The 15,079-nt window shown below is 39.7% G+C and carries 18 protein-coding genes and 1 other annotated feature; all 18 genes read left to right on the top strand.

Translation table 11 applies throughout. The annotated features are described in order from the left end of the window. Positions 1 to 23: 23 nt before the first annotated feature. The 18 genes from AB1471_RS02040 (at position 24) to obgE (ending at position 15,063) form a co-directional block, all read left to right on the top strand. Positions 24 to 1,334 (top strand): bifunctional folylpolyglutamate synthase/dihydrofolate synthase, encoded by a 1,311-nt coding sequence (locus tag AB1471_RS02040; protein WP_367777880.1) that lies wholly within the window; start codon positions 24 to 26, stop codon positions 1,332 to 1,334. Positions 1,335 to 1,681: 347 nt separating this feature from the next. Beyond that, complete coding sequence (locus AB1471_RS02035; RefSeq protein WP_367777879.1) at positions 1,682 to 2,440, top strand: prepilin peptidase; 759 nt, start codon at positions 1,682 to 1,684, stop codon at positions 2,438 to 2,440. A 106-nt stretch (positions 2,441 to 2,546) separates the two neighbouring features. Continuing rightward, positions 2,547 to 3,347: a hypothetical protein gene (locus AB1471_RS02030; RefSeq protein WP_367777877.1), complete on the top strand. Its 801-nt coding sequence runs from the start codon at positions 2,547 to 2,549 to the stop codon at positions 3,345 to 3,347. Positions 3,348 to 3,430: 83 nt separating this feature from the next. Further along, positions 3,431 to 3,991 (top strand): Maf family protein, encoded by a 561-nt coding sequence (locus tag AB1471_RS02025; RefSeq protein ID WP_367777875.1) that lies wholly within the window; start codon positions 3,431 to 3,433, stop codon positions 3,989 to 3,991. Between the two features lie 74 nt (positions 3,992 to 4,065). Further along, on the top strand, positions 4,066 to 4,737 hold the full coding sequence (radC, locus tag AB1471_RS02020) for a RadC family protein (protein WP_367778109.1): 672 nt from the start codon (positions 4,066 to 4,068) through the stop codon (positions 4,735 to 4,737). 112 nt (positions 4,738 to 4,849) lie between these two features. Beyond that, complete coding sequence (locus AB1471_RS02015; protein ID WP_367777874.1) at positions 4,850 to 5,854, top strand: rod shape-determining protein; 1,005 nt, start codon at positions 4,850 to 4,852, stop codon at positions 5,852 to 5,854. A gap of 31 nt (positions 5,855 to 5,885) precedes the next feature. Next, a complete protein-coding gene (gene mreC, locus AB1471_RS02010) occupies positions 5,886 to 6,809 on the top strand; it encodes a rod shape-determining protein MreC (RefSeq protein WP_367777873.1) in 924 nt (307 codons plus the stop codon). Next, on the top strand, positions 6,806 to 7,324 hold the full coding sequence (gene mreD / locus AB1471_RS02005) for a rod shape-determining protein MreD (protein ID WP_367777872.1): 519 nt from the start codon (positions 6,806 to 6,808) through the stop codon (positions 7,322 to 7,324). Before mreC ends, mreD begins: the two co-directional genes overlap by 4 nt. A 37-nt stretch (positions 7,325 to 7,361) precedes the next feature. Then, positions 7,362 to 8,045: a septum site-determining protein MinC gene (minC, locus tag AB1471_RS02000; protein WP_367777871.1), complete on the top strand. Its 684-nt coding sequence runs from the start codon at positions 7,362 to 7,364 to the stop codon at positions 8,043 to 8,045. Position 8,046: 1 nt separating this feature from the next. Next, positions 8,047 to 8,850 carry a septum site-determining protein MinD gene (gene minD, locus AB1471_RS01995; RefSeq protein WP_367777870.1) on the top strand — a complete coding sequence of 268 codons (804 nt, stop codon included), beginning with the start codon at positions 8,047 to 8,049 and terminating at the stop codon, positions 8,848 to 8,850. 107 nt (positions 8,851 to 8,957) lie between these two features. Further along, positions 8,958 to 9,626: a peptidoglycan DD-metalloendopeptidase family protein gene (locus tag AB1471_RS01990; RefSeq protein ID WP_367777868.1), complete on the top strand. Its 669-nt coding sequence runs from the start codon at positions 8,958 to 8,960 to the stop codon at positions 9,624 to 9,626. Continuing rightward, a complete protein-coding gene (locus AB1471_RS01985; RefSeq protein WP_367777867.1) occupies positions 9,616 to 10,458 on the top strand; it encodes a site-2 protease family protein in 843 nt (280 codons plus the stop codon). Before AB1471_RS01990 ends, AB1471_RS01985 begins: the two co-directional genes overlap by 11 nt. Positions 10,459 to 10,507: 49 nt before the next feature. After that, positions 10,508 to 11,938, top strand: a complete 1,431-nt coding sequence (locus tag AB1471_RS01980) for a ribonuclease E/G (protein WP_367777866.1) — start codon at positions 10,508 to 10,510, stop codon at positions 11,936 to 11,938. 77 nt (positions 11,939 to 12,015) lie between these two features. Further along, positions 12,016 to 12,089 (top strand) — a sequence feature (ribosomal protein L21 leader region). Between the two features lie 16 nt (positions 12,090 to 12,105). Then, positions 12,106 to 12,414 carry a 50S ribosomal protein L21 gene (rplU, locus tag AB1471_RS01975; protein WP_367777865.1) on the top strand — a complete coding sequence of 103 codons (309 nt, stop codon included), beginning with the start codon at positions 12,106 to 12,108 and terminating at the stop codon, positions 12,412 to 12,414. An 11-nt stretch (positions 12,415 to 12,425) separates the two neighbouring features. Next, positions 12,426 to 12,758, top strand: coding sequence for a ribosomal-processing cysteine protease Prp (locus tag AB1471_RS01970; protein WP_367777864.1), 333 nt, complete (start codon positions 12,426 to 12,428; stop codon positions 12,756 to 12,758). A 16-nt stretch (positions 12,759 to 12,774) separates the two neighbouring features. Beyond that, positions 12,775 to 13,065 (top strand): 50S ribosomal protein L27, encoded by a 291-nt coding sequence (gene rpmA, locus AB1471_RS01965; protein WP_367777863.1) that lies wholly within the window; start codon positions 12,775 to 12,777, stop codon positions 13,063 to 13,065. A gap of 134 nt (positions 13,066 to 13,199) precedes the next feature. Beyond that, entirely contained in the window at positions 13,200 to 13,748 is a 549-nt protein-coding gene (locus AB1471_RS01960; RefSeq protein ID WP_367777862.1) for a Spo0B domain-containing protein, read from the top strand. A 25-nt stretch (positions 13,749 to 13,773) separates the two neighbouring features. Further along, the gene (gene obgE / locus AB1471_RS01955) at positions 13,774 to 15,063 is read left to right on the top strand and encodes a GTPase ObgE (protein ID WP_367777861.1); all 1,290 of its coding nucleotides are present in this window, start codon (positions 13,774 to 13,776) and stop codon (positions 15,061 to 15,063) included. Positions 15,064 to 15,079 lie beyond the last annotated feature (16 nt).

Genomic DNA, 15,079 nt, shown 5'->3' with positions numbered 1-15,079 from the left:
TTTAAAGAAAGGAAGTTTAATGAGTGATTCATACATATAAGGAAGCAATTGATTGGATTCATGGACGTTTACGATTAGGGATTAAGCCGGGACTTACTAGAATGGAATGGATAATGGAGCAACTTGGTCATCCTGAACGAAATATTAATGCTATTCATATTGGTGGAACGAACGGGAAAGGGTCTACAGTGACTTATTTACGATCTATTTATCAGGCTTCAAATGCTACAGTTGGTACGTTCACATCACCTTATTTTGAAACGTTTAATGAACGAATTTCTGTAAATGGCGTTCCTATTTCAGACGATGACTGGTTAAAACTTACTCAGAAAATTGAACCGCTTGCAAATCAACTTGAAGAAACTGACATGGGCGGCCCAACGGAATTTGAAGTGATTACAGCGATGATGTTTCTTTATTTTGGAGAAATTCATCCAGTTGATGTGACGCTTATTGAAGTCGGATTAGGTGGACGATTCGATTCAACTAATATTGTGAAACCTCTTTGCTCGATCATCACATCCATTGGACTTGATCACGTAGCGATATTGGGATCAACGTATGAAAAGATTGCATTTGAAAAAGCAGGAATCATTAAAGAAGGTGTGCCTGTTGTACTAAATGTAAAACAGACCTCAGCAAAATCTATGATTGAAAAAACATCGAAGACGAAACAAGCACCTATTTATTCGTTTGGAAATGACTTTTCAACAAAGATTTCAGAGATAAATTCCACTGGTGAACGTTTTCACTATAACGATCGTAACTATTACTATACTTTCAACATGATGATGACAGGTGAGCATCAAGTTGAAAATGCATCGTTAGCGATATTTACTGCGTTACATTTAAAAGGAAAATTAGCGATTAGCGTTTCAGAAAAATCAATTCATGAAGGCATAGCCAACGCATATTGGCCGGGACGAACAGAAAAAATCAGTAATTCGCCTACTGTTATCATGGACGGTGCACATAACAAGGAAGGCATTGAAGCTTTATTAAAAACACTCACTAGGAAGTTCCCAGATAGAAAGCTACACTTTTTATTTGCAGCTGTTGGGGATAAAGATTTAGTCCAGATGATTAACATGCTTGATCAGGCTGCCTATTCCATCGCGTTTACGACGTTTGATTTACCTAGAGCCGCTACAGGTGAGGAGTTAGTGGCCATGAGTGGGCATCCAAACAAGCAACTGATGACACCTTTGCATTGGATCCACCAGGTGGTGAATGAGGAAAGTGGAGATGTATTTGTGCTAACGGGTTCACTCTATTTTTTATCGTCTATTTCCTTTGAAATGAAAAAAATTCTAAATAGTGAAAACAAAAGGTGACTTTAAGGGGGAATGTTGATAAAGTAGTTCGTATATTGTGACTGTTTTATGGGGAATGGAGTTGTTCTAGTGTAGTGAGGTGACTACGAATTTAAACAGGTATTATGGATGAGTAGGATTATTCTTTTTAACTCATACTCGATTGATCCATTTGAAATGACTTCGTGAGTGGATTCCACATGGATTGATCTCTAGCCATCACCGTAGCCTCGCTATCATAAAGTAGACAACTCTACAATGTTAAAAGCTTGTTCGTATATCAAGAGTAAATGGTTTGGCATTTAGTCAGTTGATTGAGAAAGAAGTGGCAACGATTTAACCATAATGTACAGTAAAGGAATGGAGCAATGGCAGCCTTTTATACCATTTTTTTTATTATTATTGGATTGGTTATGGGTTCCTTTTTTAATGTTGTTGGGTTGCGTGTACCAAAAAAAGAATCAATTGTTTCACCTAGTTCTCATTGTGCGACATGTCATTATGAATTAATGTGGTTTGAACTTATACCGGTATTTTCTTATGTAGCACTTATGGGTAGGTGTCGAAAATGCAGGTCACGGATCTCACCGATTTATCCAACAATGGAATTGATTACAGGTCTACTGTTTGGAGCAGCGTATTATACACTCGGGTTTGGTGTAGAACTTGCCACCTTGCTCATTTTTATTTCTATGCTTGTCATCATTGTCGTCTCTGATTTTGCCTATATGCTTATTCCAGACAAAATTTTGCTGGTTTTTGGGGGAATGATTCTCATATTGCGTTTCGTTGAGCCTCTAACACCATGGTGGGATGCGTTAGCTGGTGGGGCAATAGGATTTTTCTTATTATTTTTTATCGCGATTGTGTCTAAAGGTGGTATGGGTGGTGGTGACATTAAATTATATGCAGTGATCGGCTTAGTGCTTGGCGTAAAACTCACACTCTTGTCTTTTTTCTTCGCCACATTTCTTGCTACCTTCATTGGAATTATAGGAATACTGCTTGGTTTATGGAGCCGAAAACAAGTGATTCCTTTTGGTCCTTATATTGCAACTGCATCCTTGATTGCTTATTTTTGGGGAAATCAATTGATCGCTCTTTACATGAACTGGTTTCTTTACTAATCGAAAAATGTCACACGCTTTTAAGAGCAAGACGACAGAAGTCTTGTTCTTTTTCTTTTTAAACATGATAGGCTGTTGGACAAACAGTGGTGAAGGAGGATCACAGGTGGAACAAAGTCCGACCAATCAACCGAAAAAAGACCTATCATCGTCCAAGAAAGATGAACCAAAAAACAAGGCAGTGATCCATTTTCCTAAATCTAAAAAAGCCACTTTATCATCTGTTAAAAGGGGGATGATGAAGGGGCCTGGTGTATTCAAAAAGATGAAGCCAATCTTGTTGGCCGTATTGATTTCAATCATTTTTGCAAGAGTAGTGATGAGTGTGTTTGACACCGAAGTACCCGAACAGTCAGCTCTTGTTGGACAATCTGAGCCTGGTGGGCAAGAAGTTGGTAACACGGTCGCAGCAACAAAAATTCCTGCTCTTTCTATGTGGGTTGTACAAGCTGGTGTATTTAAAGAAGTAGCATCTGCTGAGATGTCTTATCGAGATTTGGCTGCAAAAATGCCAACCATTCAAACACTTCATGAGGGAATGTTTGCAATATGGGTTGGAGTTACATCAAACGAAGCAGCTGCAAAAGCAATTGCTACTCAAAATAGTACGGAAGAAACACCACTTTACGTTAAACAAGTCACAAGACCACCCGTTGACATGGAATTAGCAGAAAAGGATGCAACATGGATAAAAGAGGTGAATGATTTTGTTTTAGCGCAGTGGGAAACGTCAGAGCCACTCGCAGTTCCAGAAGAATTGATCACGAATCCACCACATAATGAAAAGCTAAATTCGACCTTTACATCTCTTGAAACGCTTCAAAAGGCTGGCGTTCAACCCGGAGTTGAGAGGGATACAGCCTTTCTACTAGTAGTCGAAGGGATATGGGAGCTTTCGCAAAATTAATTAATGGATGATGGTTTGATAAGGGGATATGCTATAATGGGTGTATCTCCCATCTAAATCCATTGCAAGAGAGGACAAGGTTCATGACAGAAATCATATTAGCTTCGGCTTCCCCAAGAAGAAAAGAGTTACTCTCCTTTTTAAATCTCCCTTTTTCGATTTATCCCAGTACATTGGAAGAAACTTTTTTACCAAATGAAGATCCTGTAAAGGTCGTAACTGAACTTGCTAAAAGAAAAGCAGAAAATGTGGCGTCTAGTTTTCCTCATTCTTTAGTCATTGGCTGTGACACAATTGTTGTATGTGACGAAATTTTAGGGAAACCGAGGAACGAGGAAGAAGCGGCTTTCATGTTGCACAAGCTTTCTGGTAGAACGCATTCGGTTTATACAGCTGTATCACTCATTAAAGAAAGTCGTTCGACCCTTTTTGTTGAGCGTGTTGCTGTGACATTTTGGTCATTGTCTGAAAAAGACATTCAAACGTATATTGCATCAAATGATCCTTTTGACAAAGCGGGTGGCTACGGCATACAAAGCGGTGGTGCGTTGTTTGTGAAAAAAATCGATGGTGACTATTATGCGGTGATGGGCTTGCCAATTGCTAGATTGCATAGAGAAATGAATGCATTTCTAAAACAGTGATCTCCTTTTTCCTCATTCCTTCTTTCCCTTTTTAAAGGAGGAACCCCGTGGAAACAAAACCACAAACTAATTTAATGATCCGCGATTACGCACAAGAAGATCGTCCACGCGAGCGACTAATGATCCAAGGCCCTCAAAGTTTATCCAACCAAGAGCTAATCGCCATAATACTGCGAACGGGTACAAAAGAAGAATCTGTCATAAAATTATCAAATCGCTTGTTACATCAGTTCGATGGTTTACGTCTATTAAAAGAGGCATCTCTTGAAGAAATTATGAGCATAAAAGGAATAGGAGAAGCAAAAGCTGTTCAAGTGATGTCAGCCATTGAGATTGGTCGTCGCATCTCGAATTTAACATTTGAAGATCGCTATGTCATACGCTCCCCAGAGGATGGTGCGAATTATTTAATGAATGATATGCGTTTTCTAACCCAAGAACATTTCGTGGCTCTTTACCTCAACACCAAGAACCAAGTGATTCACCAGCAAACCATATTTATAGGGAGTTTAAATGCCTCAATCGTGCATCCTCGTGAAGTATTTAAAGAAGCCTTCAGAAGATCCGCTGCATCCATAGTGTGTGCACACAATCATCCAAGTGGAGACCCAGCGCCTTCAAAAGAGGATATTAATGTGACAAGAAGGCTTGTAGAATGCGGCAAGATGATTGGGATCGACGTCCTTGATCACATCATCATTGGTGATAAAAAGTATGTAAGTTTAAAGGAAAAAGGTTACATGTAACTCTGTTATTTTAATCTTAGGTAAGATATAATAAAAGCTATGGTTTTTGCTCGTGATGTAATGGTCACGAAAGAATTGTACCTAGTAGTGGAATTAGAAAGGGAGATACACCATGTTTGGATCGAAAGATATTGGTATTGACTTAGGAACGGCTAACACGCTCGTTTACATAAAAGGTAAAGGAATTATCGTAAGAGAGCCTTCAGTAGTTGCGTTGCGCCAGGATTCTAGAGAAATTGTTGCAGTAGGAAATGAAGCACGAAATATGATTGGACGTACTCCAGGGAATATCGTTGCATTACGCCCAATGAAAGATGGTGTGATTGCTGATTTTGAAACGACATCAACGATGATTAAACATTATATGAACCAAACGCTCAAAAGCACGGGTTCATTTTCAAGAAAACCATATGTAATGGTTTGTGTTCCATCAGGAATTACATCTGTTGAACGAAGAGCCGTCATTGATGCTTCACGTCAAGCAGGCGCTAGAGATGCTTTTCCAGTTGAAGAGCCGTTTGCAGCTGCGATTGGAGCGGGTTTACCTGTATGGGAACCAACTGGTAGTATGGTCGTTGACATTGGCGGTGGTACAACTGAGGTTGCTGTGATTTCACTAGGTGGAATTGTAACTAGTGAATCGATTCGAGTTGCAGGTAATGAAATGGACGATGCAATTATTTCTTATATTCGCAAGCAATATAACTTAATGATCGGTGAGCGGACTGCTGAGATGATTAAAATTGAAATTGGTTCAGCCATTGTTTCTGATCAACCGGAAACACTCGAAATCAGAGGGCGTGATCTGTTAACAGGACTTCCAAAAACAATTGAAATTTCTGAAACTGAAATTACTCATGCACTCTCGGATACGATTTCATCAATCATAGAATCGGTTAAAAATACGCTAGAAATGACGCCACCAGAATTATCGGCAGACATAATGGACCGAGGAATTGTATTGACTGGCGGAGGAGCATTATTACGTAGACTAGATCAAATGATTACAAATGAAACAGCGATGCCTGTTTATATTGCAGAAGAACCACTTGACTGTGTGGCAATCGGTACTGGTAAGGCATTAGATAATATTGATTATTTTAAAAAGCAAAAATAACCGCGGTAAAACGATTGAGGTGTTTTAAACCATGCCCCCATTTTTTATGAATAAGCGACTCATTGTGCTACTTCTCGGCATCATCCTGCTGGTGGCGTTGATTGGATTTTCATTACGTGAGCGAGAAAATATATCTTGGCCTGAACAGTTCGCAAAAGATATGATCGGTTTTGGACAAAATATTGTAGCTAAACCAGCAGGCTATGCTCAAGGTTTAATCGGAAATGTACAAGATTTAACGAATGCGTATACAGAAAATCAAAAACTAAAATCTCGTTTAGACGAATTAGCTCAAATAGAAGCGGACGTCAATAATTTAACTCGAGATAATGAAGAACTACGTGCAATCCTTGACATTGAAGAAGATCTTCGAGAGTTTCACGTTGTGAATGCTACTGTAATTAATGGAAATCCAGATCAGTGGCAAGAATTGATTACTATCAATAAAGGACAAGTGAATGGCATTGAACCTAATATGGCTGTTCAAACGGCGAGTGGGATGATCGGACGGGTTAAAGATGTTAGCCAGTTCACATCAACCGTTGAACTGCTCAGTTCGAGCAACCCAAACAACCGCGTATCGGCGTTAATTCAAGCAGATGAAACAGATGAAGCAGATGATGTAACTGGAACCGTAGAAGGATATGACCCTGAACGCAAAGAACTAATGGTTAAGAAGATAGATAGTGGCGAGCAAGTTGAGGTGGGCTCTAAGGTTATCACCTCTGGAATGGGTGGAGTTTTTCCTAAGGGCATACTGATTGGAGTGGTAACAGAAGTTTCTCCGGATGAGTACGGTCTTACTCAAACTGCGTATGTGGAACCAGCCTCAAGCTTGTATGGTATGGAACATGTAATGGTGGTCGAAAGAATAGCTGCGGGCCAAAAAGATATTGATAAAGATGCAGAAACACGAGAAGCAGAGGAAGATGAAGGAGAGGAGGAAGACGAATGAAGCGTCTAATTCTTCCGATCTTTGGTATTCTTATTTTTTATAGCGAAGGTATTTTTGCTATGTTTTCTCCAATTGAAGTGTTTGGTGATAATCGCTTTTTAGTTCCTCGCTTTTTATTTTTGTTTATCTTATTTTTAAGTGTGTATTACCAGTCAAGAGTGGCCTATATATATGGGTTTGTCTTCGGCTTTTCATATGATTTGTTTTTCACAGGCGTTATAGGTATCTATACGGTTTTATTCCCGCTACTTGTGTACATTGCTCTTGCGATATTAAAGTTAATCCATCATCATGTTATTGTAGTAGGATTTCTCGGCATTATCCTCATCGCTGTTTTAGAATGGATTGTATACCAATTCAATCATTTGATTGGTGTTACAGTTGTTGATTTTTCGACCTTTTTGACACAACGACTTTATGCAACATTGATTTTTAATTCCTTATTTATTTTACTGCTCGCTTATCCATTTAAAATGTGGATGACGAACTTACGACAAACACATTTGGAAGATTAGAAGAAAGTGAATGCAAGAGTATCGAGGTGAAAACAGAATGGGTAATCGCCAGAATGTAATGATTAAAGGGACGAAAGATGGTTTTATTTTAAAATTAAACGATCAATGCAGTTATGATGTGTTAAAAGAAGAATTGATTGAAAAGCTGGCTGTTCAATATAAAGCACTTGATGATGATCACTTGATTTCCGCTCAAATTGAAGTGGGGAATCGCTACCTGACGAATGAACAACGCCATGAGTTGAAAGAGATTGTTCGTAGTCAAAAAAGTCTCGTGGTAGAAGAAATTCTTAGTAATGTGATAACAGTAGATGCGGCGGATATTTTGATTCGTCAACATGAAATGTCATCCATGGCTGGGATTGTTCGTTCTGGACAAGTCATAGAAGTAGATGGTGACTTTCTTTTAATTGGTGATGTTAATCCGGGTGGCACGATTATGGCAGGAGGAAACATCTATGTGATCGGAAAGCTTCAAGGTATTGCACATGCAGGTTGTTATGGAAATAATGAAGCGGTTATTGTAGCCTCTCAAATGATTCCATCCCAATTGCGTATTGCGCAACATTTGAACCGTGCGCCCGATATGGATAAGAACGAGCAAGAGACACACGAAATGGAATGTGCATACATAGACGAGTCTGAACAAATCGTGGTCGATCGACTCCAAGTGCTTCGTCACATAAGACCGAATATTACTAAGTATGAAGGGGGAAGGTGAAGTGGGAGATGCCATTGTTATTACCTCTGGAAAAGGCGGTGTAGGAAAAACAACTACAACTGCCAATCTTGGGACAGCACTTGCGATGCAAGGAAAAAAAGTTTGTTTGATCGATACAGATATTGGTTTGCGAAACCTTGATGTTGTACTAGGTTTAGAAAACCGTATTATCTATGATTTGGTTGATGTTGTTGAAGGGCGCTGCAAAGTTCATCAGGCTCTTGTGAAGGACAAGCGTTTTGATGATTTGCTGTATTTGCTTCCAGCTGCACAAACGAGTGATAAATCAGCTGTGAATCCAAAACAGATGAAAGAGCTTGTTGAGCAATTAAAGCAAGATTATGATTTTATCTTGATTGATTGTCCTGCTGGCATTGAACAAGGATACAAAAACGCTATTGCAGGTGCAAACAAAGCCATTGTCGTGACGACTCCAGAACGTTCTGCTGTACGTGATGCAGACCGTATTGTTGGTCTTATCGAGCAAGAAGATATTGAACCGCCTATGCTTGTTATCAATCGTATTCGCAACTCTTTGATGATCTCTGGGGATATGCTTGATATTGACGAGATCACGTCGCATTTATCGATTGATTTACTAGGGATCGTTATTGATGATGATCAAGTGATTACGGCGTCGAACAAAGGAGAGCCGATTGCGATGAATCCGGACAATAAAGCATCAATTGCTTACCGGAATATTGCCAAACGAATCCTTGGGGAATCGATTCCTCTTGTGTCTTTAACAGAAGAAAAGAAAACCTTTTTCCAAAAGCTATTAGGCTTTATAGGAAGTAAAAACTAATATTATTTGAAACTGACCGCACATATGCTGCGGTCAGTTTTTTCATATTCCCCTACCTTTGACCATACCTTAATAACAAGTAATCGTGGGGAATAGGAGTGAACAAGATGAGGGAGCCTTCATTAATCCAAAAAAAAGCCGAAGAAATTCGAAAGGGTAGAGGGTCTAATGGGTCTACCGTGTCACCACCAACGTCACAATCTATTTCCATAGTCAATAAGCTGATCGTTAAATCAGCGGTCTCCATTGTTATTGTTGCCATTTGCTTATGGATACAGAACCATCCGGATACACTGCCTCAAGGTATTAAAGAACCATTCGTGAAATTAGTGAATTCTTCTTTCTCATTTGCATCAATGTACGAGGAATGGGGGAAATATGTGGGATTTGGAGAGACAAGCACCACATCAACTGTTTATACATCCGACGTCTTGTATGCATCACCTGTTCTGTCACTTGGTAATTCTACAGTGACTAATCAAGGTGATCAGCTCTTGATTACTGCAGCTAAAGGAGAACTTGTTTATTCAGCTGAATCCGGTATCGTGTTGTTTGTTGGTGAACGAAATGATGAACAGGTCGTTGTGATTCAACACTCTGACAAACGACAATCAATCTACCAAAACATATTACCTGGTGCACTACGTTCATTTGATCGCGTCAATCGAGGGGAAGCAATTGGACAAGTATTAAATGATGAAGGATTTGTTTTTGCGGTGCGCGATGAGCAGGGGTTTTTAGATCCTTCCTTGCTAATTTCAGAGCATGAAGAATAGAAAAAAAATAATTTTTGCGATTCATCCACTGACATGGGTGCTAGCAGGAATCTCATTTATGACTGGGCAGTTTACGTCTTTTTTTCTTTTAATGTCGATCATTATGATTCATGAAGGGGGACATATCCTCGCAGCTCTTTGGTTCAAGTGGGATATCCAAAAAGTCACCCTGCTACCTTTTGGAGGGAAACTAGAAATAAAAGGTGTTCTTGATCGCCCATTTTCACAAGAAGTCATTGTGGTTTTAAGTGGCCCATTTCAACATGTGGTATTGGGTGGTCTTGCCTTTGTTTATTTGCGTGATTGGACTTATTATTCTTTATTTATGCAACTAAATTTGCAGCTATTATGCTTTAATCTTCTTCCTTTATGGCCTCTTGATGGTGGACGGCTCATGTTTTTACTTTTGGCGAAAATAAGCCCGTTTGCTCAAGCGGTTAAACAATCTTTGGTATTAAGTGCAGTAGGTCTTATTTTAACAATCGGTTTAGCATTATGGTTTTTCTCTTTTAACCTTCAACTTATTCTTCTTTTGGTTTACGTTTCGATTGCCTGCTACTCACAGTGGCGACATCGCAGGATTTTGCAGCGGCAATTTTGGCTTGAACGCTGGAAAAACAATGTACCACAAACGAATCCGAGAGTGAGTGTCGTGCAAAAAAACGAGACGATTGACATGATTTTAAAAGGATTAAAAAAAGGACAACCTGACATGATTTTAATAAAAGAAAATGTCAGAACGATCGCTATGCTTCCAGATCAAGCACTAATCCATCATTATTTTACGAATGGATCACCAAACCAACCTGTATCGGTCTTACTGAAAAGCTAATCATGCTATACTACTAAAAAGAGATCGGCAGGAGAAGGTGAAGAAAGATATGGAAAAAATCATGATCATAAATGCCAGGGAACGTGAGAAAAGATGGTTGTTTTCTGAAGGAAATAAGGTACAGAGGCTTGAAGTGCATCAGCCAACTGATCAATCAAAGGTAGGCAATATTTATAGTGGTGTAGTTGAAAGTATTAAACCATCGCTAAACGCAGCGTTTGTGTCATTTGATAAAGGAAAAAACGGATACCTTTCATTGAATGAAGTACCAGGATCAAAATATGAAATGGGAATTGGTTCCTTCTTACATCAAGGTCAGCGAATCATGGTACAAGTGAAAAAGGATGAATCCCGTACAAAAGGAGCTGTATTAACAGCAAACATTGAATGTACAGCGACGAACTTTGTGTTTTTTCCGTATGGTGAAATCGTAACTGTATCTAAAAAAATTGACGAGGTTGCAAAGCGAGATGAATTAAAATCGTGGGCAACTCACAAATTAATCGATCGTGAAGGAATAATCATTCGAACCGAGGCAAAGAGTTGTTCAACAGATCAACTTGAATACGAGCTAAATGAACTCAGATCCACATTTTCTGCGTGGGAAAAGAAATTTTCATCACAAACAAAGTCAACCTTTCCAATAATTGAGCGTTCTTCCTTTATGGTTAGTGTTGAGCAATTGCTTGAAAAAGAAAGTGGAAAGATAGTTGTTGATGATCCCGATACAAAGAGCGAGATTGATCAATTTTTGTCTCGTAGAAAAGATCTAATGTGGGATTGTGAACTCATTTTAAATGATCAAAATATCTTTGACTTCCATCAATTTTGGAATGCTGAAGAAAAAGCGATGAAAAAAGTCGTGTGGATGGATGGAGGAATTTCCATCGTGATCGAAGCGACAGAAGCGCTTACAGTTATTGATGTCAATTCAGGAAAGCAAGCCAATCAAGGTGACGCCAGACAATCGATTCGAACGATCAATGAACGTGCCGCTACTGAAATCCTACATCAGCTCAAGCTCCGTGACATCAGCGGTATTATCGTGATTGATTTTATTAATATGGAGTTCTTGGATGATCGCAATCACATTGAAAAGATCATCAAAAAACGGGTTGTAAAAGACCACAAACATGTTGAAGTCATTGGTTTCACAGCCCTTAGCTTGTTTCAATTAACTAGGAAAAAAACGAGACCATCACTAGATGAATCGTTGTCTATACGCTGCCCTGTTTGTGACGGAAAAGGGATCGTTTTATCTCCAGAGTCAATGGCGTATCGCTTAGAAAGAGAACTGTTTGAAAAACGTCGATCAATTGAAGAAGTTGTTCACGTACAAGCAACGAAAAATGTCATTCGATTATTTAAAGGAGAAGAAGGCTCGTTTGGGGAAATGCTCGAGCAATCATTGGGATTCAAAATTGAATGGACAATCGTCGACCACACTCATCCTTATTATGCTATCCATCACTTAGCTTAATTATTAAGAGAATCATTGAATTGCATTGACACAATCGTTTTATTTATGATAGTATTTTTATGTTACTGTTTGTAGCACCCGTGCTACAACCGCGCATTGCAGGTTTAAGTGCCAAATGGTCACCTGTTACATGGCGAGTCTGAGTGAATTGAGGAGGTGCAAGGGAGATGTACGCAATTATTGAAACTGGCGGAAAACAAATCAAGGTTACAGAAGGCCAAACCGTTTATATTGAAAAATTAGACGCTGAAGCTGGAGCTGATGTAACATTTGATAAAGTATTATTCGTAGGCGGAAGTGACGTGAAAGTCGGAAGCCCATTGGTGGAAGGTGCTACTGTTGCTGGTACTGTTGAAAAACAGGGCCGTGCTAAGAAAATTACTGTTTTCAAATACAAAGCTAAAAAGAATAACCACCGTAAGTTAGGTCATCGTCAGCCATACACGAAAGTCGTGATTGGTAAAATCAACGCTTAAGGTTGGATGATATGATACGAGTGATCATAGAACGAGACGGCAACGAACGTATACAAGCTTTTCAAATGGATGGACATGCTGATTATGATGAACACGGTAAGGATCTAGTTTGTGCTGGAGCATCAGCGGTATCTTTCGGAACTGTGAATGCTTTAATGACACTTACATCGATTGAACCGGTCATTAATCAGGCATCTACTGGAGGTTTTTTACGAATTGATCTTCCCCAGACAATTGAAGAAGCTGAAGATCAGCGTGCTCAGTTGTTGCTAGAAGGAATGGTTGTATCGTTGCAAACGATTGAACAAGATTATGGGCAATTCATTAAAATAACCTTCAAATAAGTAGGAGGTGGAGTATATGTTGAGATTAGATCTTCAATTTTTCGCATCGAAAAAGGGAGTAGGTTCTACTAAGAATGGTCGTGATTCACGTTCTAAGCGTTTAGGTGCTAAGCGTGCGGATGGACAGTTCGTTTCAGGTGGTTCAATCCTTTACCGTCAGCGTGGAACTAAGATTTACCCTGGTGCTAACGTAGGTCGCGGAGGAGATGACACTCTTTTCGCTAAAGCAGACGGCGTCGTTCGTTTCGAGCGTGTTGGCCGTGATAAGAAAAAAGTCAGCGTCTATCCTGTAGTACAGGAAGCGTAAGGTATAAGAAACTCTGACCGTTTTCGGTTGGAGTTTTCTTTTTTGTCTTTTTTTGCGCGTAATTTTTGTGTTTTTGCTATACTAAGTTACATGATATTTGTAAAAGATAAGTCATGTTAAATAGGAGGGTGCCGATGAAGAATTCGATTCGATCACTTGAGCTGCTTCAGCATAGTCGACACGACTGGATGAATCGGTTGCAAGTGATTAAAGGAAACATAGAATTATCGAATATTGATCGTGCGAAAAAAGTGATTGAAGAGATTATTATTGAAGTGCGTCAAGAAGCACAACTTTCTTCACTTGGCGTCCCTAGATTTTCAGAATGGCTTTTAACGTATAATTGGAACCGTTCTGCGCGCTTATTTGTCAAATATGAACTACTGAATGAAGGACAGATTCCTCAAGAGATGGACACAACAATTTTTGAATGGACAAAAAAAGTAGTGGACAAAATTGAAAAGTCTGTGCCGGATGAGGTGAATAACGAATTATACTTATTCTTTAAAGTAGACCAAGAAAAATCTTCTATTCAAATCACGCTAGAATATGATGGTCACCCTTTATCGAGTGCTCCAGAAGATCTAATGTCAGATTTAGGTGGACCGGAGCTTGAATGGGAGGTTTCATCAAAAACTGAGTTCATAGTAGTAGCAACATTTACGCTTGAACAGCAGGATTGATAGAGAAAAATTAGGAGGATCACACATGTTTGTTGATCAGGTCAAGATTTATGTAAAAGGTGGCGACGGCGGGGATGGCTTGGTTGCCTTTCGTCGTGAAAAATATGTACCAAAAGGTGGTCCGGCTGGTGGGGACGGTGGTAAAGGTGCAAGCGTTATTTTTATCGTCGAAGAAGGTTTAAGAACCCTTATGGATTTCCGTTACCAACGCCATTTTAAAGCACCAAAAGGTGAAAATGGTATGTCGAAAAATCAACACGGTCGTGGTGCAGATCACATGATCGTAAAAGTTCCACCGGGCACAGTTGTTAAAGATGAGGTATCGGGTGAAGTGATTGCTGACTTAACAGAACATGGACAGCAGGCGGTTATCGCTAAAGGTGGCCGTGGAGGAAGAGGAAACTCTCGATTCGCTACACCTGCAAACCCAGCGCCTGAACTTTCTGAAAAAGGGGAGCCTGGGCAAGAGCGTGAAGTAGTCATGGAGCTTAAGCTTTTAGCTGATGTTGGTTTAGTGGGTTTTCCTAGTGTAGGTAAATCAACCTTACTATCCGTTGTGTCATCAGCCAAGCCGAAAATTGCTGAATATCACTTTACAACAATTGCACCGAATTTAGGAATGGTTGAAACAGATGATAGCAGAAGCTTTGTTATGGCTGATCTACCAGGTTTAATTGAAGGTGCTCATACCGGAGTTGGTTTAGGACATCAGTTTTTACGCCATATCGAACGTACACGTGTGATTGTTCATGTGGTGGATATGTCAGCCATTGAAGGACGCGATCCATATGAGGATTACGTGACGATCAACAATGAGCTTAAAGAATATAACTTACGCCTAACAGAGCGACCACAAGTAGTGGTTGCAAATAAAATGGACATGCCCGAGTCAGAAGAAAACTTGAAAACGTTCCGTGAAAAAGTGGGCGAAGAAGTACGTGTATTCCCAATCTCAGCCATCTCAAGACAAGGGTTAAAAGATCTTTTATATACGGTCGCTGACCTAATTGAAAAAACACCAGAATTCCCACTCCAAGAAGATGAAGTTGATGAAACGATCAATCGTGTTCTATACAAGCATGAAGGTGTTCAAGAAAGTTTTGAGATCACACGTGAATCAGATGGTAGCTTCGTAATTACAGGTGATTCAATTGAACGTCTATTCAAGATGACGGACTTCAGCCGTGAAGAATCAATTCGCAGGTTTGCTCGTCAGTTGCGCGCTATGGGAGTTGATGACGCACTTCGTGAACGTGGGGCGGAGAATGGTGATACGGTTAAAATTGTGGAGTTTGAATTTGATTTTGTTGATTAACGGATTGGTTCAGGCA

It is taken from the genome of Jeotgalibacillus marinus (assembly GCF_040801915.1).
GTDB classification, from domain to species: domain Bacteria; phylum Bacillota; class Bacilli; order Bacillales; family Jeotgalibacillaceae; genus Jeotgalibacillus; species Jeotgalibacillus marinus.
Note: the sequence above shows the minus strand (reverse complement) of the source record. Positions and strands in the feature narration are given on the sequence as shown.